At 67.2% G+C, this 20,973-nt stretch carries 16 protein-coding genes and 1 riboswitch; of the genes, 3 read left to right on the plus strand and 13 right to left on the minus strand.

The window, feature by feature from the left end:
- Positions 1 to 26: 26 nt before the first annotated feature.
- Both ilvC and DDZ14_RS03075 read left to right on the plus strand, forming a co-directional pair.
- Positions 27 to 1,049, plus strand: coding sequence for a ketol-acid reductoisomerase (gene ilvC, locus DDZ14_RS03070; protein WP_109423479.1), 1,023 nt, complete (start codon positions 27 to 29; stop codon positions 1,047 to 1,049).
- A gap of 54 nt (positions 1,050 to 1,103) precedes the next feature.
- Positions 1,104 to 2,033, plus strand: coding sequence for a DMT family transporter (locus DDZ14_RS03075; protein ID WP_109423480.1), 930 nt, complete (start codon positions 1,104 to 1,106; stop codon positions 2,031 to 2,033).
- A gap of 11 nt (positions 2,034 to 2,044) precedes the next feature.
- Here the strand turns inward: DDZ14_RS03075 and DDZ14_RS03080 are convergent, their stop codons facing one another.
- The 9 genes from DDZ14_RS03080 to DDZ14_RS03120 form a co-directional block, all read right to left on the minus strand.
- Positions 2,045 to 2,512 carry a DoxX family membrane protein gene (locus DDZ14_RS03080; protein WP_109423684.1) on the minus strand — a complete coding sequence of 156 codons (468 nt, stop codon included), beginning with the start codon at positions 2,510 to 2,512 and terminating at the stop codon, positions 2,045 to 2,047.
- Positions 2,513 to 2,605: 93 nt separating this feature from the next.
- The gene (gene glmM / locus DDZ14_RS03085; RefSeq protein ID WP_109423481.1) at positions 2,606 to 3,955 is read right to left on the minus strand and encodes a phosphoglucosamine mutase; all 1,350 of its coding nucleotides are present in this window, start codon (positions 3,953 to 3,955) and stop codon (positions 2,606 to 2,608) included.
- Positions 3,956 to 3,967: 12 nt separating this feature from the next.
- Positions 3,968 to 4,981, minus strand: coding sequence for a dihydropteroate synthase (gene folP, locus DDZ14_RS03090; RefSeq protein ID WP_109423482.1), 1,014 nt, complete (start codon positions 4,979 to 4,981; stop codon positions 3,968 to 3,970).
- A 78-nt stretch (positions 4,982 to 5,059) separates the two neighbouring features.
- Positions 5,060 to 6,007 carry a dihydroneopterin aldolase gene (locus DDZ14_RS03095; protein WP_109423483.1) on the minus strand — a complete coding sequence of 316 codons (948 nt, stop codon included), beginning with the start codon at positions 6,005 to 6,007 and terminating at the stop codon, positions 5,060 to 5,062.
- Positions 6,008 to 6,112: 105 nt separating this feature from the next.
- Complete coding sequence (locus DDZ14_RS03100) at positions 6,113 to 6,841, minus strand: cell wall hydrolase (protein WP_199221275.1); 729 nt, start codon at positions 6,839 to 6,841, stop codon at positions 6,113 to 6,115.
- Between the two features lie 183 nt (positions 6,842 to 7,024).
- Entirely contained in the window at positions 7,025 to 9,631 is a 2,607-nt protein-coding gene (gene ppdK, locus DDZ14_RS03105; protein ID WP_109423484.1) for a pyruvate, phosphate dikinase, read from the minus strand.
- 34 nt (positions 9,632 to 9,665) lie between these two features.
- The gene (gene glyS, locus DDZ14_RS03110) at positions 9,666 to 11,963 is read right to left on the minus strand and encodes a glycine--tRNA ligase subunit beta (RefSeq protein ID WP_109423485.1); all 2,298 of its coding nucleotides are present in this window, start codon (positions 11,961 to 11,963) and stop codon (positions 9,666 to 9,668) included.
- 4 nt (positions 11,964 to 11,967) lie between these two features.
- Positions 11,968 to 12,441 carry a DUF6446 family protein gene (locus DDZ14_RS03115; RefSeq protein WP_233252453.1) on the minus strand — a complete coding sequence of 158 codons (474 nt, stop codon included), beginning with the start codon at positions 12,439 to 12,441 and terminating at the stop codon, positions 11,968 to 11,970.
- Entirely contained in the window at positions 12,438 to 13,370 is a 933-nt protein-coding gene (locus DDZ14_RS03120; protein WP_109423486.1) for a glycine--tRNA ligase subunit alpha, read from the minus strand. Before DDZ14_RS03120 ends, DDZ14_RS03115 begins: the two co-directional genes overlap by 4 nt.
- 154 nt (positions 13,371 to 13,524) lie before the next feature.
- Between DDZ14_RS03120 and DDZ14_RS03125 the strand changes: the two genes are divergently transcribed.
- Positions 13,525 to 15,291 (plus strand): serine protease, encoded by a 1,767-nt coding sequence (locus DDZ14_RS03125; protein ID WP_109423687.1) that lies wholly within the window; start codon positions 13,525 to 13,527, stop codon positions 15,289 to 15,291.
- A gap of 12 nt (positions 15,292 to 15,303) precedes the next feature.
- Here the strand turns inward: DDZ14_RS03125 and DDZ14_RS03130 are convergent, their stop codons facing one another.
- From DDZ14_RS03130 to metZ, 4 genes are all read right to left on the minus strand, one after another.
- Complete coding sequence (locus tag DDZ14_RS03130; protein ID WP_109423487.1) at positions 15,304 to 16,896, minus strand: 5-guanidino-2-oxopentanoate decarboxylase; 1,593 nt, start codon at positions 16,894 to 16,896, stop codon at positions 15,304 to 15,306.
- A 4-nt stretch (positions 16,897 to 16,900) separates the two neighbouring features.
- The gene (locus DDZ14_RS03135) at positions 16,901 to 18,349 is read right to left on the minus strand and encodes a TrkH family potassium uptake protein (RefSeq protein WP_109423488.1); all 1,449 of its coding nucleotides are present in this window, start codon (positions 18,347 to 18,349) and stop codon (positions 16,901 to 16,903) included.
- A 53-nt stretch (positions 18,350 to 18,402) separates the two neighbouring features.
- Positions 18,403 to 19,512: a GTP cyclohydrolase FolE2 gene (gene folE2, locus DDZ14_RS03140; RefSeq protein ID WP_109423489.1), complete on the minus strand. Its 1,110-nt coding sequence runs from the start codon at positions 19,510 to 19,512 to the stop codon at positions 18,403 to 18,405.
- Between the two features lie 108 nt (positions 19,513 to 19,620).
- A complete protein-coding gene (gene metZ, locus DDZ14_RS03145; protein ID WP_109423490.1) occupies positions 19,621 to 20,802 on the minus strand; it encodes an O-succinylhomoserine sulfhydrylase in 1,182 nt (393 codons plus the stop codon).
- A 51-nt stretch (positions 20,803 to 20,853) separates the two neighbouring features.
- Positions 20,854 to 20,931, minus strand: a riboswitch (SAM riboswitch).
- Positions 20,932 to 20,973: the final 42 nt, after the last annotated feature.

The following is a 20,973-nucleotide window of genomic DNA, read 5'->3' on the forward strand; positions in this document are numbered from 1 at the left end:
CCGAACCGCAACAAGAGGAGATTCCGATGCGCGTTTACTATGACCGCGATTGCGACATCAATCTGATCAAGGACAAGAAGGTGGCGATCCTGGGCTATGGCAGCCAGGGCCATGCGCATGCGCTGAACCTGCGCGACAGCGGCGCCAAGAACCTCGTCGTGGCGCTGCGCGAGGGCTCGCCCTCGGCCGCCAAGGCCGAAGCCGAAGGGCTGAAGGTGATGGGCATCGCCGAAGCGGCCGCCTGGTGCGACCTGATGATGTTCACCATGCCCGATGAACTGCAGGCCGAGACCTACCGCAAGCATGTCCATGACAATATCCGCGAAGGCGCGGCGATCGCCTTTGCGCACGGGCTGAACGTGCATTTCAACCTGATCGAGCCCAAGGCGGGCGTGGATGTCATCATGATGGCGCCCAAGGGCCCCGGCCACACGGTGCGCGGTGAATTCGTCAAGGGTGGCGGCGTACCGTGCCTGGTGGCGGTCGATACCGACGCCTCCGGCAAGGCGATGGATCTCGGGCTCAGCTATTGCGCGGCGATCGGCGGCGGACGCTCGGGCATCATCGAGACAAATTTCCGCCAGGAATGCGAAACCGACCTTTTCGGCGAGCAGGCGGTACTCTGCGGCGGCCTGGTGGAGCTGATCCGCATGGGCTTCGAGACCCTGGTGGAGGCCGGCTACGAACCCGAGATGGCCTATTTCGAGTGCCTGCACGAGGTGAAGCTGATCGTCGACCTGATCTATGAGGGCGGCATCGCGAACATGAACTACTCGATCTCCAACACCGCGGAATATGGCGAGTATGTCAGCGGGCCGCGCGTTTTGCCCTACGCCGAGACCAAGGCGCGGATGAAGGCCATCCTGGACGACATCCAGACCGGCAAGTTCGTGCGCGACTTCATGCAGGAGAACGCTGTCGGCCAGCCCTTCTTCAAGGCCACCCGCAGGATCAACGACGAACACCAGATCGAGCAGGTGGGCGAGAAGCTGCGCGCCATGATGCCCTGGATTTCCGCCGGCAAGCTGGTGGACCAGTCCAAGAACTGACGCGGCGGCGGGGCGGTCGCCGCGCCGCCCCGCCCCTGCCCGAAGGATGGGACCATGCACGCCGCCGACACGCCCGGACCCGGCCTGACCAACTGGGCGCTCATCGCGGCGCTCGGGGTGATCTGGGGTGCCTCGTTCATGGCGGTCTCGGTGGGGCTCGGCGGCTTCGGCCCCTTCACCATCGCGGCGATCCGGGTGAGCCTGGCGGCCGTTGTCCTGCTGGGCGTGGTCGCCGCCACCGGGCGCCGCCTGCCCGCGCCGGGTACGCGCGAGGGCCGCAAGGTCTGGCTCCACTGCGCGGGGATGGGGCTTTTTTCCAACGCCTTGCCCTTCTTCCTGCTCGGCTGGGGCCAGCAGCACGTGGCCTCGGGCTTTGCCGGGATCACCATGTCGGCAGTGCCGCTTCTGGTGCTGCCGCTCGCGCATCTCCTTGTACCGGGCGAGCGGATGACGCTGCGCAAGGGGCTGGGCTTCGTGATCGGCTTTTGCGGCGTGGTGCTGCTGATCGGGCCCGGCGCGCTTCTCGATCCCGCGGAAGGCGGCACGCAGGCGATTGCGCGGCTGGCCTGCCTGGGAGCCGCCGCCTGCTATGCGATCGGCTCGATCATCACGCGGCTCTGTCCGCCGGTCAGCCAGATCGCCTTCGGCGCGGCGGCTCTGAGCGTGGCCTCCGCCCTGCTTGTGCCGATGGCGCTATGGCAGGAGGGCGTGCCGGGTGCGGTACCGTCTTCAGCGCTCGCGGCGGTGATCTACCTGGGACTTGGGCCCACCGCGCTGGCGACGTTGATGCTCGTGCGGGTGATCCGCTCCGCCGGGCCCAGTTTCCTGAGCCTTGTGAATTACCAGGTTCCGGTCTGGTCGCTGATCTTCGGCGCGCTGGTGCTGTCCGAGACCCTGCCGCCGCAGTTCTTTGCCGCGCTGGGCCTGATCCTTGCGGGACTGGTGCTGAGCCAGTGGACCAGCCTGCGCCGCGCCCTGGGCTGAGGCCCACGCAGCTACATCCAGAAACGCCAGTGGCCCATGTGCCGCGCCAGCCACCCGCCGAGCGAGAAATGGTCGCGCCGGATCATCAGGATCAGCGCGATCATGCCCGCCAACACCGCCAGGTCGATGACCACGTTGCGGTTGACCGGGAAGCCGTTGTCATTGATTTCGAACGGGTCGAGGAACTGTTCCCATCGGCGCATGATGGTGAAGAGATGCATCAGCATCAGCGCGCTGTAGGAGAAGACCCGCCCGATCCCCACGAAGACCGCCAGGCAAAGCGCGATCTGCACCGCCGCGACCGCGATGACCTGCCAGGTCGCGATCTCCACGCCGTCAAAATGGCGCACAAGTTGCTGATACTGGCCCGGCGTCAGAACCTTGTTGACCGCCCAGACGAAAATGAACCATCCCAGCCCGAGGCGCAGCACCAGAAGCGCCATGCCGTCGAGCCCGTCCTGCGGGGAAAACTTCTGCATCTCACGAGACTCCTGCACCGGGCTTTGCGCGCGCAGCATTGCCGGGCTGCGGCGCAGCTTCCAGAGCGTGCAGGAGATCTCACGGATTGATGATCAGGCCGGGGCGCTGGCGGCGGCCTCGACGCGGGCCACGATCTCGTCGATCACCGCGGCCAGAAGCGCCTCGTCCTCGCACTCGCCCATCACCCGGATCAGCGGCTCGGTGCCCGATTTGCGGATCAGCAGCCGGCCGCCGGCGGCCAGCCGCGCCTCGCCCTCGGCGATGGCGCTCTGCACCGCCGCACTGCCCAGCGGATCGGCGCCGGGCGCATAGCGGACATTGCGGAGCTGCTGCGGACAGGGCTCGAACTGACGCATGAGCGCACTGGCCGGCTGGTCGGTGCGCACCATCTCGGCCAGGAACTGCAACCCGGCCACCAGCCCGTCGCCGGTGGTGGTGTAATCGGTCATCACGATATGGCCCGACTGTTCGCCGCCCAGGTTGAAGCCGCCCTCGCGCATCGCATCGACCACGTAGCGATCGCCCACCGCGGCGCGATGCAGCGCGATATCGCGTTCGGCCAGATACCGCTCCAGCCCAAGGTTGGACATCACCGTGGCAACGAGCGTGCGCCCGGCGAGCCGCTCCTCCGCCGCCCAGCGGTCGGCGAAAAGCGCCATGATCTGGTCGCCGTCGGCCACCGCCCCCGTTTCGTCGAGGATCATCACCCGGTCAGCGTCGCCGTCCAGGCAGATGCCCATATCCGCGCCGGTTTCGCGGATGGTCCGCGCCGCCAGTTCGGTATGTGTGGAGCCGCAGCCATCATTGATGTTGATCCCGTTGGGTTCCACCCCCAGCGGCACCAGATCGGCGCCCAGTTCCCACAGCACCTCGGGCGCGGTGCGGTAGGCCGCGCCATGCGCGCAGTCGATCACCACCTTCAGCCCGTCGAGCCGCAACTGGCGCGGAAAGGTCGTCTTGGCGAATTCCACATAGCGGCCCCGCCCGTCGTCGATACGCCGCGCGCTGCCGATGTTTTCCGGCAGGCTTAGCCGGATATCGCCGTTCAGGATATCCTCGATCTCGGCCTCCGCCTCGTCGGAGAGCTTGAAGCCGTCGGGTCCGAAGAACTTGATCCCGTTGTCGTGATGCGGGTTGTGGGAGGCCGAGATCATCACCCCCAGATCGGCCCGCATCGACCGGGTCAGGTAGCCCACCGCGGGGGTCGGCACCGGCCCCAGCAGGAAGACATTCATGCCCGTCGAGGTCAGCCCGGCAGTCAGCGCGTTTTCCAGCATGTAGCCGGAGCGCCGCGTGTCCTTGCCAATTACCACCCGGTGGTCGTTGCCGTCGCGGCGGAAAAAGCGGCCCGCCGCGGCCCCAAGCCGCAGCGCGACCTCCGCTGTCATCGGGTGGGTATTGGCCCGCCCGCGCACCCCGTCCGTCCCGAAAAGCTCCCGCATCGCCCGAAATCCTCACTCAATCGCGTTGACCGCCTGCCAGAGCGCAACCGCCTGCCGCGTCTCAGCCATATCATGCACACGGGTGATCTGCACACCCTGACGGATCGCCTCCAGCGCCACGGCGATGGAGCCAGGCGCCCGGCGTGCGGCGTCCGGCTCACCCCCGATCGTGCCGATGAACCGCTTGCGCGACACGCCCAGCAGCAGCGCACAGCCCAGCATGTGGAAAAGGCCGATGCCGCGGATCAGGGCCAGATTGTGCTCCAGCGTCTTGCCGAAGCCGATGCCCGGATCGACGACCAGACGCGCTCGCGGGACGCCCGCGGCCTCCGCAGCGGCGACGCGGGCCTCCAGGAAGTCGTAGACATCGAGCAGCACGTCGTCATAGCGCGGGCTTTTCTGCATCGTCGCCGGGTCGCCCTGTGCATGCATCAGGCAGAGCGGCCCCTCGTGGACCGCAGCAACCTCCGCCATACGCGGATCATAGGTCATCGCCGAGACGTCGTTGAGCATCACCGCCCCCGCGCCCAGGGCGGCCTCCGCCACGTCCGCCTTGCGCGTGTCGATGGAGAGAAGCGCGTCCGGGTCGGCCTCGCGGATCGCTTCGATTACCGGCGCGGTGCGCGCGATCTCCTCGGGGCCGGGCACCTCCGCAGCGCCGGGGCGGGTCGACTCGCCCCCGATATCGAGGATATCCGCCCCCGCCGCCAGCAACTTCCGGCCGTGCGCGATGGCGGTTTCCGTGTCGGAGAACGCGCCACCGTCGGAGAAGCTGTCGGGCGTCACGTTCAGCACGCCCATCAGGCGCGGCCGGTCCAGCGCCAGCCCGGCCAGCGGCAGGCGCGGCGTCGTCAGGCGCTGGCGCAGCGACAGTGAAAGCTCGCGCACCGGCACGACCTCGCGCGGGCCGCCGCGCACGATGCGTTCCACATGGGTGAACCAGGCCCAGCCGCCGGCCAGCGACAGGGCGCTTCTGGGCCGGTCCGGGCCGCATTGGGCGAGCGGGCGGTGATAGGTTTTCGACATTCTGGAACCCCCTGTCATGTGATGGCGGTGCGGGGCCTTGCCGGTCATCGGACGGCGAAAAGACCCATGCCCTGCCGTTCAGAGCGCGCCGGGATCGTCGAGTGCCGGCGCCACGGTGGGAATATCCTTGTCACGCGGCACGTTCGCCGCGCCCAGGAAGACCATGCGGCGGGCGTCGAAGCCATGCGCGAACCATTGCGCAAGCGCCTCCGGGTCGCGCGCCGCCGGCCCGTCGCGGGCGTCGAGCACCAGTTTCGACGGTGCCCAGACGCTGATCCGGCCGTGGCTCATGGCCCATTCCAGTTCGGTTCGGCTTTCCACCACCACGCAGCGGTCGTCCCGCGCCGCCAGAACCCAGGCATTCTGCTCGATGGCCAGCAGGTCGATGCGCCGCTGCGTGGGCGCGCTGGTCGAGCGCGGCGTCGGCTGGTCGCCGGGTCCGACGCAGATGATAACCGGCAGCGGATGCGCCTCCAGCGCGTCGAGCCAGTCGCCCAGCCGGTCGCTGGCGATCGCGTCATTGCCCAGATAGACCACCATCGGGTGCAGGCGGGCATCGGCCTCGGCCTGGGTGGCGGGCACGCTGCGCAGCCCCGCGCGCTGAGTCTGGCGCTGGCTGCGCACGATCTCCACGCCCAGCGCGCCGGGCTCCCGGTCGAGCTTCTCGATCCGCACGAAGACCCGCTCGGCCCGCGCATCCATCAGGATGCGGTCCGCGGTACGCTCGGCCAGGGTTTCGAGAAGGTTCAGCCGCTCCGCCGCCAGCTCGTGCTGGATCGCCTCGGTGATGGTGTCATAGGACATCACCCGGTCGACGTCGTCATCCAGCGGCTTGGTCGAAGGGCGTACCTCCACCACCACGTTGAACTGGATGCGCTGGGTGGTGCCGCGTTCGGCCTGGAAGGCGCCGATCTCGACCTCTTCGACATAGTCGCGCAGCGATATGCGATCCAACGGAACCGGCCCGCCGGTCGCAGCGGCGCGCGCCTCGGGATGCGCGAAAGCCGTTCGCAGATCGTTTGTCATCGCTTCCTCCGCAGCGGCAGACGTCCCCGTCCTGTTACAGAACGGCAGGCAGGGCCACAAGCGCCGCACACGACAGATAAAGGCAAGAAGGCGGACTCCGCCCGGTCAGTTCTGCGAGACGCGCGTCGGATCGCGATAGAAGTAATGGACACCGATCGTCGCCGTGCGGGTGAAGCGGCGCGCCCATCGCGGGCTCACGGCCTTGGTATGGTAATAGGTCGCCCCGCCGGTGAGCGTTCGGGGCACGCCATCGAGAACCAGCCGCGCGACCTTGCCCACGCTTTCATAGGCGCCCTTCTCGCGGATCACTTCGGAATATCCGTCACAGGTATACGTGAACTGGCACTGGTAGCGCTTGCCGGTGCCCTGATTGACCACACGGCAGACTGTGTCGGGAAAGCTAGCCGCATCGACGCGGTTCATGATGACCTCGGCCACCGCGAACTGCCCCGCCACGCTTTCGCCGCGTGCCTCGAAATAGAGCGCCTCCGTCAGGCAGGCCCATTGCTTGCCGCCACTGGCCTGCGGCACCGCCTCCAGCGCGGCACGAGTATAGTTGAAGGTTCGCGCATCCGGCGCGCTGCGTTGCTGCAGGAAATTGCCAAGAACGCTGCGGGCATTTGTGCGCTCGTCCACGGGCGTGGCGATGCGGGCGAGACGTTCGGAAGAGAGGCCGCGAAAGGCGGCGGCTTCGGCGCCGAGCATCCGGGAGACCTGCGCGTTGACCGGATCGTCCGGTTTTACAGACGTACTCTTGAAGACATCCGCCGCGCCGGTCTGGGCAACAGCGAACAGACCGGCGAACACGCCGGCAATAAACTTGCCGTGTCTCATCTTTCTGCGAAGCCCCAGTTTGCAACAGCCCTTCGTAGCCGGACGGAATCTAAATCTTTGAAACGCTCTAACCTAGTGAGGCGGGCCGCCATCCGCGTTTGCGTTGCAAACGGGCAACAATGCCTCTTTTTGCGTCATCACATGGAAGACGGCGCTTTTCCCGCGACTCGAGTGACAGGAACGCTAGATCGTTGTTTTGCCATCATCTTGCCGCGATTCCGCGCGCTCGCGCACGGCGATCTGCGCGGCGGCCAGCCGGGCCACCGGAACCCGGAAGGGCGAGCAGGAAACATAGTCGAATCCGGCCCTGCGACAAAATGCTATACTCTCGGCAGAGCCCGCATGCTCGCCGCAGATCGACAGGTTGAGACCTGATTCGGCTGCCCGTCCGCGCTCGGCGCCGATCAGTAGAAGCTCCCCCACACCGTCGGGATCGAGCGTGTGGAACGGGTCTTCGGGGAAAACCCCAAGATTGACATAAGTACTCATGAACCGTCCGGCGTCGTCGCGCGACAGGCCATAGGTCATCTGCGTCAGGTCGTTTGTTCCGAAGCTCAGGAAATCAGACACGCCGGCGATGTCGCCGGCGCGCAGCGCGGCGCGCGGCGTCTCGACCATCACGCCCAGCTTGTAGGCGAAACGGGCGCCGGATTCGTTGCGCACCGCGGCGGCGACGGCATCGACGCGGTTGCGCACCAGTTCGACCTCGCGACGTGCCGACACCAGCGGCACCATGACCTCGGGCACCACCGGATCGCCGTTGCGGCTGGCCTCCACCGTGGCCTCGAAGATGGCGCGCGCCTGCATCTCGTAGATTTCCGGCACGGTGATGCCAAGCCGCACGCCGCGCATTCCCAGCATCGGGTTGAACTCCTGCAGATCCTCGATCCGGGCGATGACCTGGCTGAGCGGCAGGTCCATCGCCTCGGCCAGGTCGCGCATCGCGTCGCGGTCGTTGGGCAGGAACTCGTGCAGCGGCGGATCGAAGAGCCGGATGCAGACCGGCTGCCCCTGCATGATTTCGAAGAGCTCCACGAAATCCGCGCGCTGCATGGGCAGCAGCCGGTCGAGCGCGGCGCGCCGGTCCTCGGTGTCGTCGGCGAAGATCATCTCGCGCATCACCGTCAGGCGGTCTTCCTCGAAGAACATGTGCTCGGTCCGGCAGAGACCGATGCCCTCGGCCTTGAAGGACCGCGCGACACGCGCCTCCGCCGGCGTGTCGGCATTGGCCCGGACCGAGATGTCGCGCGCCTCGTCCGCCCAGTCCATCAGGCTGGCCAGCGCGTCGTCCACCGTGGCCTCCACCGTGGGCACTTCGCCGGCCAGAACCTCGCCCGCCGATCCATCCAGGGTGATCACGTCGCCCTCGCGGAAGACCCGCCCGTCGCGGGCCACCAGCTTGCGCTTGCGCGTATCGAGCCGCAGGTCCGTCGCGCCGACGACGCAGGGCACGCCGATGCCGCGCGCGATCACCGCGGCATGGCTGGTCGCGCCGCCGCGTTCGGTCAGCACGCCGCTGGCCGCGTGCATGCCGCGCACGTCCTCGGGGCTTGTCTCATGGCGCACCAGGATGCAGGGCTCGCCCCGTGACGCCGAAGCCTGCGCGGCGTCCGACGTCAGCACGATGCGCCCGGTGGCCGCGCCGGGGCTGGCGGCGATCCCGCGCGCCAGCACGTCGCGCACCGCGTCGGGGTCCACCTGCGGGTGCATCAGTTCGGTCAGCGCGCGCGGCTCTACCCTGAGCAGCGCCTCCTCATGCGGGATGATCCCGTCATTGGCCAGATCGACGGCGATCCGAACGGCGGCCCGGCTGCTGCGCGGCACCGAGGCGGCGTCGAGAATCCAGGCCTCGCCGCCCTCGATGGTGAACTCCACCTGCAATTCGTCGCGCAGCCCGCGCCGGGCCGCGGTGGCATAGCGTTTCAGGTCGGCGAAGGCGTCCGGGCATATCTCCTCCAGCGAGGGGCCGCGCGGGTCCTTGGTCAGGAAGAACGCGCCGTTTTCGCCATGCAGCGCCTCGCGTCCCTGCGCCTGACTGCGGTAGCGCCCGGTGATCCGCGGCGCGCCGGTCGTCGACGAGACGCATTGCATCACCCCCGCGCCGCATTCGCCCGGCCCCAGCCCCAGCGCCATACGTTGCACGATCAGCCCCAGCCCGGCATCGGCGGGCGCGCCCTTGGCCTGGCGCAGGATATGCGCCGTGGTGCCTTCCCAGGCGCGCGCCATCGACTTGAGCACCTGGGCAAGCTGGTCCGCCGGCTCTTGCGGGAAGGGCTCGTCCATCTCGTCCTCGTAGAGGTCGAGCGCGCGGCGCAGCGTATCCCCGGCGCTCAGCCCGTCCTCGGCGCGGGGCTCGAACATCTCCGGGTCGAGCCGCGCGACGTGGATCGCGTAGGACTGCACGAAACGCCCGTAGATCGACGAGGCCGCATCGTCGCCCAGCAGATTGGCGAGCCGCGCGTGCTGAAGGTCGTTGAGCCCGATATTGAGGATCGTGCCCGGCCCGCCCCAATCGGGGTTTTCGGGGCTGGAACGGACCGAAACGACCGGATCCGCGCCGAATTCCGACAGAATCGCCGCGACATCGGGCATGTGCCCCGCCGCGATGCCGCGCACCGTGGCAAATGACAGCGCCACCGCGGCGGGCACCGGCATTTCGAGCCGCAGCAGGCGCACCAGGCAGCGCGCCCGGTTCCCGTAGGCCGGGACCGGCAGATAGGCCTCTGCGTGAAGCTTTTGAAATTCCGGCTGATTTTCCACGGACGCCTCGGGATTGTGCAGCCGCAGCATAGCAGCGCTTTTACCTTAGGCAAGTCCGCGCGTATCAGCCCGAGATACGCGTGAGGTCAGCCACTTCCAGGCAGGTCGCGCGGATGCGGTGCAAAAGGTTCAGCCGGTTGCGCCGGACAATCTGGTTGTCGGTGTTGATCTGCACCGCCTCGAAGAAGGCGTCGATGGGTGCGCGCAGCCCGGCCATGGCGGACATGGCGGCGGCGAAATCCTCGGTCTGCATGGCCGGCGCGATCTCGGCCTCCGCCCGGTCGAGCGCCGCGAAGAGCGCCTTTTCAGTCGCGTCCTCGGCCAGTTTCGGCTCCGGCCCGAAGGAATATTCCACGCCGTCCTGTTCCTCGGCCTGGGTCAGGATGTTGTTGGCGCGCTTGAAGCCCTGCAACAGGTTCTCGCCATCGTCGGTCTTCAGGAAGGCCGAGAGCGCCTCGGCGCGCTTGACGACGAGGGTGAGATCGTCGGAGCCCGGCATGGCCAGAACGGCGTCGATCACGTCATGCCGGATGCCCTCGTCGCGCAGATGGACCTTGAGGCGGTCGTGGAGGAAGGCGAGGAGGTCGGTTTTCACGTGGCGTTGGTCCGCCAGAGAAAACACATGCGAACCGCTGCCAGCCTTGCCTAGCTCTACAGTCGTTCCAATCGTGTTAACAAACAGCGTGCTGCCTACTGGAAGACTGTAAATTCTGTCGAAGCTTTCCATTTTTTCCGTCAGAGTTTGTGGCACTGGCTTGCCGTCTTCGCCCTTGTAGGATTGCCCAGTGGGAACATCTGCAAGTAAAACTCCCTTATCGAAGTAGGTTTGAAGCAGCGCTAAGAACGCTGATTCACAGATACTTCCGAGTTTAAGCGACAGATCGTTTCCCAACACCAACCGAATAACCCCCAAGGCCGCCCGGCGCAGCGCGTAGGGGTCTTTCGACCCCGTCGGCTTCTCGTCAATCACCCAGAACCCGGTCAACATGTCGATCTTGTCGGCGAGCGCCACGGCGACGGAGACGGGGGCTGTGGGCACGCTGTCGCCCGGCCCCAGCGGCTTGTAATGTTCCTCGCAGGCCTCAGGCACGCCGTCGTCATGGCCCGCCGCCTGCGCATAGTACCGCCCCATGATCCCCTGCAATTCCGGGAACTCATAGACCATTTCCGAAACCAGGTCGGCCTTGGCGATCCCGGCTGCTTCGGCCGCCAGGTCGGGCTTGGCGCCGACCAGCGGCGCGATCTCGCGGGCCAGCGCGGTGATGCGGGCTACCCGGTCGGCCTGCGAGCCCAACTTGGAATGGAACGTGACAGCGGCCAGCCCTTCGGCCATGCCGCTCAGCCCGCGCTCGCGCACCACGCGCAGGTCGTTTTCCCAGAAGAATTTCGCGTCCCCCAGCCGCGCCGCCAGCACACGCCCGTTCCCGGCCAGGATCGTCGCGCCGTCATCCGCCGTCTCGCGGTTGGCGACGGTCACGAATTTCACGATCTGCCCGGCCTTCGGGTCGCGGACCGAGAAGAATTTCTGGTGCTCGCGCATCGAGGTCTGCAAGACCTCCGGCGGCAGGTCCAGGAACGCCTCGCCGATCTCGCCCATGAGCACCACCGGCCATTCCACGAGCCCCGCCACCTCGGCCAGCAGGCCCTTGTCCTCGACGATCTCCAGCCCCTGCGCGAAGGCCGCGTTATGCGCCTCGATCCAGATATGGTCGGCACGTTCCTCGGCGTTGAGGATCACCTTCGTGCGCCTGAGCTTCGCCTCGTAATCCTCGAAGGAGGTTACGGAGAAAGGCTCTGGCGCCATGAAGCGGTGGCCGCGCGTGGTATCGCCCGCGCGAATGCCGTCTATATCGAGATCGACCACGCTCGCACCGCTCTCGTCCGACAGGATGCAGAGGATCGAATGCAAGGGCCGCACCCAGCGCAAGGATCCCGCGCCCCAGCGCATCGACTTGGGCCAGGGGAAGCTGCGGATCACGCGCTCCACCACTTCGGCCACGATCTGCGCCGCGGGGCGGCCGGGCGTCTCGACCACCGCGAACCAGACCCGGCCCTTCTTGTCGTCGCGCGCCTCCAGCTGATCGCGCGTCAGCCCGGTGGAACGCAGGAACCCCTCCAGCGCCTTTTCGGGCGCGTCCACGCGCGGGCCCTTGCGTTCCTCGCGCAGCGTCGGGCTGCCCGCCGTCAGCCCGTGCACCGCCAGCGCCAGGCGCCGCGGCGTGGCGAAGGCGGCCGCATCGGCATAGGTCAGCCCGGCCTCCACCAGCCCATCGGTGACGCGCGCCTTAAGGTCGTCGCAGGCGCGTTTCTGCATGCGCGCGGGAATTTCTTCCGAGAAAAGCTCCAGCAGGAGATCGGGCATGTCGTTACTGCTCCGCGTATTCTTCGGTAAGCTGATGCCAGGCATAGGCCCGCCCGTCATCGAATACCGCGATGATCCGGTGCGCGCCCTCGGCCACGTCGCGCTCGCCCATGAAGGCGATCGCCTCGCCCGTCTCCAGCGCCCGCCCGATGGCCGCGGCATCGAAACACTCGAACCATCCGGGCGCGGTCAGCGGCGAGGCGGCGTCGTAGATCTCGTAGGTCTCGGTCAGCATCGCCAGGCTGGCGGGCGTGGTGAAACAGGCGCGGAATTTCAACGGGCTGGTCTCGGCGTCGATGGCGCGCAGCCCGTCGGCCGCCAGCGGGTGCGTCTCCCCGCCGCCGACGCGGGTAATCCGGATCTCCACTTCGCTGGCAGCGACCTCGGTGTAATAGGCCTGGGTCTGGAAGTACCACAGCGCCGCGCCGAAGACGGCCGTAAATCCCAATAGCATGATGACGATCCAGCGCCCGCTCACGAAGGCGCGCCCCCGGCTTCGGTCTGCACGAAGGCGTCCGCGCAGAGTTTCGCCAGCGCCCGCACACGGCCGATATAGGCCTGCCGCTCGGTGACAGAAATCACCCCGCGCGCGTCCAGCAGGTTGAAGATATGCGACGCCTTGATGCACTGGTCATAAGCGGGATGCGCCATCACGATGCGCCGCCCTGTCTTGGGGTCGTCGGCCGGCACGTCGAGGATGCGGGCGCATTCGGCCTCGGCCTCCTCGAAATGGCGCAGCAGCACCTCGGTGTCGGCCACGTCGAAATTCCAGCGCGAGTATTCCTCCTCGGTCTGGCGGAACACGTCGCCGTATCTGAGCGGGATGCGCGCTTCGGGGGCGTTGAAGGGCATCTCCATCACGTGGTCGATGCCCAGAACATACATGGCCAAACGCTCCAGCCCATAGGTCAACTCACCCGAGACAGGGTGGCAGTCATGCCCGCCGACCTGCTGGAAATAGGTGAACTGGCTGACCTCCATGCCGTCGCACCAGACCTCCCAGCCCAGCCCCCAGGCGCCGAGCGTCGGGCTCTCCCAGTCGTCTTCCACGAAGCGGATGTCATGGAGCCCCATGTCGATGCCGATGGCTTCCAGCGAACCCAGATACAGATCCTGCAGGTCGGGCGGGCTGGGTTTGATGAGCACCTGATACTGGTAGTAGTGCTGAAGCCGGTTCGGGTTCTCGCCATAGCGCCCGTCGGTGGGCCGCCGCGAGGGCTGCACATAGGCCGCCGCCCAGGGCTTCGAGCCCAGCGAACGCAGCGTCGTCGCGGGGTGGAAGGTGCCCGCGCCCACCTCCATGTCATAGGGTTGCAGCACGGCGCAGCCCTGCGCACCCCAATAGGCCTGAAGGCGCAGGATCACCTCCTGGAAACTGCGGGGTCTGTCACGGTGCGTCTGGCCCATTGCCTTGCCTGTCCTCCGGGGGCGGAATGCGCGTTCTCAATAGGCAACACTGGCAGGGCGGTCAATTGCGCCGCGGCAATTCTTGGCGTGCAAAGGCCGCGGGCTCTGCTACGTTCTGGCCGAAACCGTGATGTCGCATTTCCCCGAGGAGTCCATGAAGAATTTTGTCCTGTCCGTTCTTTGTTCCGTTCTGTACTTGTGCGCCGCCCTGCCCGACCGGGCAGCGGCACAGGACACCGCCTGGATCCAGGTCGAGGCCCATCCCGACCTGCGCACCGCGCGCGAGCGCGCCCGCATCTACGCCACCGAGCTCGACCGCATCCACGCCTTCCGCATGACGACCGGCTGGTACGCTATCGCCATCGGCCCGCTGAGCGCGCCGCAGGCCGAGGACGAGCTGCAGTTCCTGCGCCGCAGCGGCGCGGTGCCCGGCGACAGCTACGTGGTGGATGGCGGGCAATATCGCCGCCAGTTCTGGCCGATGGACGCCCAGGCGGGCACCACCGCGGCCGACCAGGCCGCCGAAGTCACGGAGGAAGCTCCGGAAGTGCCCGCAGCGACCGTTGAGGACACGGCCCCCGCCGCGCTGCCCGACGAAACCCCGCGCGAGGCGCGCGCGAACGAACGCCGGCTTTCAGCGGAGGAACGGCGCGACCTGCAGCGCGCGCTGCAATGGTTCGGCTTTTACTCAGCCGGGATCGACGGCGCGTTCGGGCCCGGCACACGGCGCTCGATGGCCGCCTGGCAGGAAGCCAACCGGCATGAGCCCACCGGCATCCTGACGACACGGCAGCGGGCGGAACTGATGGAGAATTACACCAGAGTGATCGCGCGCCTCGGCATGGCCGATATCCGCGACGAGGCTGCCGGGATCGAGATCCGCATGCCGACCGCGCTCGTGGCCTTCGACCGCTACGAGGCGCCTTTTGCCCACTACGAGCCGAAAACGCAGGGCGGGGTGCGCGTGGCTCTCATAAGCCAGGAGGGCAACCGCGCCACGCTCCACGGTCTCTACGAAATCATGCAGACGCTGGAAATCGTCCCGCTGGAAGGGCCGCGCCACAAGGACCGCGACAGTTTCCTGCTGACCGGGCGCAATGACGAGATCGCCTCCTACACCCATGCGCGGCTGGTGGACGGCGCGGTCAAGGGTTTCACGCTGATCTGGCCGCGCGGCATGGACACCACCATGGAGCGGGTGAGCGAGATCATGCGCGAAAGCTTCACCGCGATCCCGGGGCAGGTTCTGGACGACGCGCGCGGGGTCGAGGTTGCAACGCAGAGTGTCGATCTGATGGCCGGGCTGGAGATCCGCAAACCCGAACGCGCGCGCTCGGGCTTCTACGTGGACGACCGCGGCACGGTGCTCACCTCGCTTGACGCGGCGCGGCAATGCGGCCGGATCACCATCGACAACGCCTACGAGGCCGAGCTTGCGCTGAGCGATGCGGAACTGGGCATCGCGGTTCTGCGGCCGAAATCTGGGCTCGCGCCGATGGGGCACGCGGCCTTCACCCCCGGCACGCCGCGCCTGCGCTCGGAGATCGCGGTCGCCGGCTATTCCTACGCGGGGCTTCTGGGCGCGCCGACGCTGACCTTCGGCACGCTGGCCGATATTCAGGGCCTCTCGGGCGAGCCGAACATGCGCCGCCTGGCGGTCCTTGCCCAGCCCGGCGACACAGGCGGGCCGGTGCTCGACACGGGCGGTGCCGTGGTCGGGCTGCTGATGCCGCGCGACGAAGGCGACGGCAAGCAACTGCCCGAGGATGTGCGCTTTGCCTCCGCCGCCGAACCGATTGCGGACCTGCTGCGCGAGAACGGAATCGAGGTGAAAACCGCCGAGCCTCAGACCAGCATGGCGCCGGAGGACCTGACGGTGCTCGCCAGCCACATCACGGTTCTGGTCTCCTGCTGGAACTGAGCGCGGGGCGCGTCAGCTCGCCGTCTCGGCCGTCATGTGGATGAGGGTGGGACCGTCCCCCGCCAGCGCTTCGGTAACCGCCGCCTGAAGCGCCGCGCGTGACCGCGGCGCGGCCGCCCGCGCCCCGAAGGCCCGCGCCAGCGCGCAGAAATCGGGATTGCGCGCCACCACCGCATTGGGGGCGATCTGGCTCTGCTCCATCCAGTGCTCGATTTCCTTGAGCTTGCCATTGTCCCACAGCAGGATCGGCAGGTTGAGCCCCAGTTCCACCGCGACGCCAAGCTCCTGCATCGTGTAGTGGAAGCCATAATCGCCGGCGATGGCGATCACCGGCCGGTCGCCCAGGCCGATCTTGCCGCCGATGGCGGCGGGCAGCCCGTATCCCAGCGTGCCGTAGCCGTAGGGATGGTGCCAGCGGCCGGGCTCCTCCATGTCCCAGACCTCCAGCGCGACATATGCGAATTGCGTCATGTCGGAATAGACCGTCGTCTCGGGCGGCAACACCTCGCGCAGCGCATCGCAGATCGGCGCGATATGGGGCCGCTCGGCATCCGTCTCGGCGCGCATCCGCACCCGTGCCGCCGCGACCTCGGCCGCCGTCCAGCCCGGTGCTGCGCGGTGCGCTCCCAGTGCCTCCTCCAGCACCTCCAGGAAGGCGCGGGCATCGCCCAGGACCGGCAGTTCGGCGCGGTGCTCGTCGGCCAGCATGGCCGGGTCAATATCCACGCGGATCATCGGGCAGTCATGGCCCAGATGGGGCCGCCACATGTCACATTCCGACAGCGTGGTACCCACCGCCAGCACCAGATCGGCGGTGGCGATGATGCCCGGCGCCTCGGACCGGCCCAGATAGGAGCCGAAATTGAGCGGGTCGGAGCCGGGGATGACGCCGCGCCCGGCAAAGCTGACGAAAGACGCCGCTCCGGTGCGGGCCATGAGCCGCCGCGCGGGCGCCGCAGCCCCCGCCGCCCCGCCGCCGAAGACGAAGAGCGGCCGACGCGCAGCGCGCAGCATCTCAGCTGCTCGGGCTGCCGCTTCCGGCGGTGCGACGGCGCGCACGGGCGCCGCGGGGGGGCGCGGCGCGGGCGGGGCAGGCGCCTCCAGGACGTCGATGGGCACCTGGATATGCTTGGGTCCCGGCCGTGTCGCGGCGAACTCGGCGAAGGCCCGGTCGAGCAGGCGCCAGGCGCCGGGGCCGTCCGGCGCGGTCAGCGACCAGTCGGTAACGGTGGCCGCCGCGGCTTCCTGATCGCGCATCTCGTGCAACTGGTAGCGCCCCATATGCCGGTCGGGCCGCGTCAGGCAGGACGAGATCACCAGCATCGGCACACTGTCGGACCGGGCCTGCCCCATCGGCGTCATGATATTCGTCAGGCCGGGCCCGGTGATGACATAGGCCACGCCCGGCTTGCCGGTCGCGCGGGCATAGCCGTCGGCCATGAAGCCCGCGCCCTGCTCGTGCCGGGTCAGGACGTGGCGCAGACCGGCCTCCTCGATCCCGCGGTAAAGCTCCACATTATGCACGCCGGGGATACCGAAGATCACCTCGACGCCGCGGGCCTTCAGCGCGTGGCTGATCTGGGCACCCAGGGGACGGTCGGACATCGCTTCACTTCCTCCAGAAGGTGACGGTGAACAGGACGTATACGGACATGATCTCCAGCCTGCCGATCAGCATCGCCGCCGACAAGATCCATTTGGCGGTGTCGTTGAGACCGGAGAAATTGCCGGCCGGCCCGATCACGTCGCCCAGACCGGGGCCGATATTGGCGAGCGCGGTGGCCGCGCCTGAGACTGCGGTCATGAAATCGAGCCCGGTCATGCCCAGAAGTATCGCCAGAATGCCGAGCGTGACGAAGAAAAGCATGAAGAATGCCATGACCGAGGACAGCGCGTCTTCGGGCACCGCGCGGCCCTGATAGCGCGGCGTGAAGATCCCGTGCGGGGAATGGATGCGCCGGATCTGCGCAGCAATGGATGCGAATAGAATCTGATAGCGGAAGATCTTGATCGAACAGCAGGTGGAGCCCGAGCACCCCCCGATCAGCCCCACGATGAAGAAGATCGCTACGGGAAAGGCCCCCCAGAGCTGGTAGTCCACGCTGGCAAAGCCGGTGCCGGTCATGATCGAGGTGACGTTGAATAGCGCCTCGCGGAAGGCGTGCTCGGGATGGTCCAGGTTGACCAGCATCCGGAAGGCCACGATCATCGCAATCAGGCCGAATATCGTGGAAATGAAGGCCCGGACCTGGCTGTCGCGGGTGAGCGGCCGGAAATTGCTGGCCATCATTTGCACGTAGAGAACGAACGGCAGGCTGGCCAGAACCATGAAGACCGAGGCAATGTATTCCGGCGCTCCCTGATAGAGGCCAAAGGACTGGTCGGAGGTCGAGAAGCCGCCGGTGGAAACCGTGGTCAGCGCGTGGTTCACCGCCGCGAACCCGTCCATGCCGGCATTCATGTAGGCCAGCGTGCAGGCCAGCGTCAGGCCAATATAGATCACCGCGATGCGCGAAGCGATTTCCACAGCTCGTGGCAGGATTTTTCCAAGCGTGTCAAAGGCTTCGCTGCGGAATATCTGCATCCCGCCGACCCGCAGCGTGGGCATGAACACCATCGCCACGACGATGATGCCGACGCCGCCGAACCATTGCAGCATGCTGCGCCACAGAAGCAGCCCCCTCGGCAGCGTATCGAGCCCCGACAGCACCGTCGATCCGGTGGTGGTAAGCCCCGACATCGCCTCGAAAAAGGCGTCGACATAGCGCGCATCGGTGGCGCCCAGGCCGAAGGGCAGCGCTGCAAAGACGGGCAGGACCAGCCAGACGCCGCTTGTCAGCAGGAAGGTCTGCTGCACGCTCAGCCCCGCCTGCACGCCGTTGGCGCAGGACAGCGCCATCAGCCCGCCCACCAGGCAGGTCAGCAGCATGGATTGCAGGAAGACCGGCCATTGCCCGTTCCCGTCGACCAGGTCGAGCGCCAGCGGGAACAGCATCGTCACGCCCAGGACGGCGACGAGGAGCCCGATCACATAGCCGACTGGACGCAGGTCAAACATGAGGCTCAGGCTTGGCCCGCCCCCGTGGGACTGTCAAGCGCCACCGCCCGCGCTCAGCCGACGTGGAAAAGCGTGGTGAAGAGCTTCGGGTCGATGCTCTCGGTAGCGAAGGTCGGGCCTTCGGTCAGGATCGACACGGCGTCATGGCTGTGCAGGCTTTCCTGATGGCTGGCCACGACGCGGAAATCGCCGATCCGGGGGTCCGCCTTCAGCCCCCGGCAGAAGAGCCGCGCCGCATCCTCCACGAAGATCGGGTTGGCGGCGTTGAGCTCCGCGAAAGCCTGCTCATCCTCGCGCTTGACCATGACCTGCGTCTCGGTCGGCACGGCGGCGCGGCAGATCTCGATCAGATCCTCGAACCACAGGCATTCGCCGTCCAGAACCTCCACCGAGAGGCGCGCCACCGAGCGCTGCGAATGCGGCGTGGCGAGTTGCCCGCGCGCACCGCGGGCATGTTCGCTCAACTCCAGCGAACAGGGACAGGTGGAGGAATAGACGTAGTCGAGATGCATGATCTTCTTGCGCCGCCCGGCCTGCTCCACCAGTTCCAGCGCGATGTCGTAATACTGGAATCCCGCCAGCCCCGAGCGCAGGGAGTTGACCCAGACGGGGAAGGAGAAACGCATCTGAATGCGCGCGTCGCCCGACTCCAGATCGTCCTTGTAGGCGTCGAGCGCGCCCTCGATCACCTCGAAGCTGAAGGTGCGTTCGGCATGGGCATAGAAGCTGCGCATGATGCGCGACATGTTGATGCCCTTCTTGCCGGCCTCCAGGCTGACCGTGCCGGTGACCGAGGTCTCCAGCGTCAGGTCGCCATTGTCGCGGGTGTGAAACCGGATCGGCAGGCGGAAATTCGAGATCCCGACATGCTGGAGAAGCTGCTTCTCGCCGCGGATCAGGCTGGCCGGGCCGTTCTGCAGGTCGGGCATCGCGGCGCGGTAGCCCGCATCGGGGCGGAAATCATGCGGATAGTCGCGGCTGAGCGGCCGGGCGTTGCCGCCGCTGCCGCCCTGCAGGAAGCGCACCAGATCGGCATCGAGCGCCGCAATTTCCTCGGGCTCGGCGGCCGCCGCCCAGGCCTTGAGCTGCGCCAGCGCCTCGGCGGCCCTTTCGGCCTTCCGGCGGTTCGCATCCGCTTCGCATTTCGGCGTCTGCACGTTCATGCCTTCCCCCGTCGCAGAACCCAATGACCCCCGGTTATCTGGTACGCGGCACCGGAATGTCCAGCGTTTTCGCGTCCCCGGCCGGCCGGGCGCGCCCGCTGGGGTCCGTCAGACCGCGTCGAGGGCCGTTTCGATATCGGCAATCAGGTCCTCCGGATCCTCCAGCCCGACCGAGACGCGCACCAGCCCGTCGGTGATGCCCAGCGCGGCGCGCGTCTCGGGTGCGAGCCGCTGGTGGGTCGTCGTGGCGGGATGGGTGACAAGGCTCTTGGCGTCGCCCAGGTTGTTCGACATCCGAATGATCCGGAGCGCGTTGAGGAAGCGGAAGGCCGCTTCCTTGCCACCCTTGATGTCGAGCGCCAGGACGGTGCCCCCCGCCGTCATCTGCGCCCGCGCCAGCGCGGCCTGCGGGTGCGCGTCATGCGTGGGGTAGAGCACCCGTTCCAGCCGCCCATGCCCTGCCAGCCGGTCGGCCAGGGCCAACGCACCCGCCGCCTGTGCGGTGCAGCGCAGGGCCAACGTCTCCAGCCCCTTGAGCATCACCCAAGCGTTGAACGGGCTGAGCGCCCCGCCCGTGTGTTTCATATAGGGTTCCAGCGTCTTGCGGACAAACTCTGTCGTGCCCAGAACGACGCCGCCCAGGCATCGCCCCTGCCCGTCGATATGCTTGGTCGCCGAGTAGATGACCACGTCGGCGCCAAGCTCCAGGCTGCGCTGGAAGACCGGGGTGGCGAAGACGTTGTCCGCGACCACCACGGCACCCACCGCATGGGCCATCTCCGAGACCGCACGGATGTCGATCACGTCGAGCGTGGGGTTGGAGATCGATTCGAAGAAGACCGCCTTGGTATCGGGCCGGATCGCATCACGCCAGGCTTGCAGGTCGGTGCCTTCGACGAAGCTGACCTCCACCCCGTAGCGCGGCAGGATATCCTCCAGGATATAGAGGCAGGAACCGAAGAGCGCGCGGCTCGATACCACGTGGTCGCCGGCGCGCAGAAGCGACATCAGCGCGCCGTTGACCGCCGCCATGCCCGAGGCGGTGGCGAAGGCGTCCTCGGCGCCTTCGAGCGCGGCGATGCGTTCCTCGAACATGGCCACGGTCGGATTACCGTAGCGGGCATAGATGAATTCATCCGCGCCCGCCTCGATGAACCGCGCCTCGGCCTGTTCGGCACTGTCATAGACGAAACCCTGCGTCAGGAAGATCGCCTCGGATGTTTCGCCATACTGGCTGCGCCGTGTGCCCGCATGCACCAGCTTGGTGGCCGGTTTCCAATTCTCGCTCATTTCCGACGATCCCCGTGCATAAAAAAACCCCCGAACCGCAGAGCGTCGGGGGGACTTCGCACCTCGACCTCTTTAGCGGCTTGTTTAACGTGGCCCGCAATCCGGTAACAAATCGCCACGATGCGCAGCCCATAGCCCAGCCGCCCCCGCCCGTCAAGCGCCGCAAACCGT

Source organism: Maritimibacter sp. 55A14 (assembly GCF_003122205.1).
Taxonomy (GTDB): domain Bacteria; phylum Pseudomonadota; class Alphaproteobacteria; order Rhodobacterales; family Rhodobacteraceae; genus QEYE01.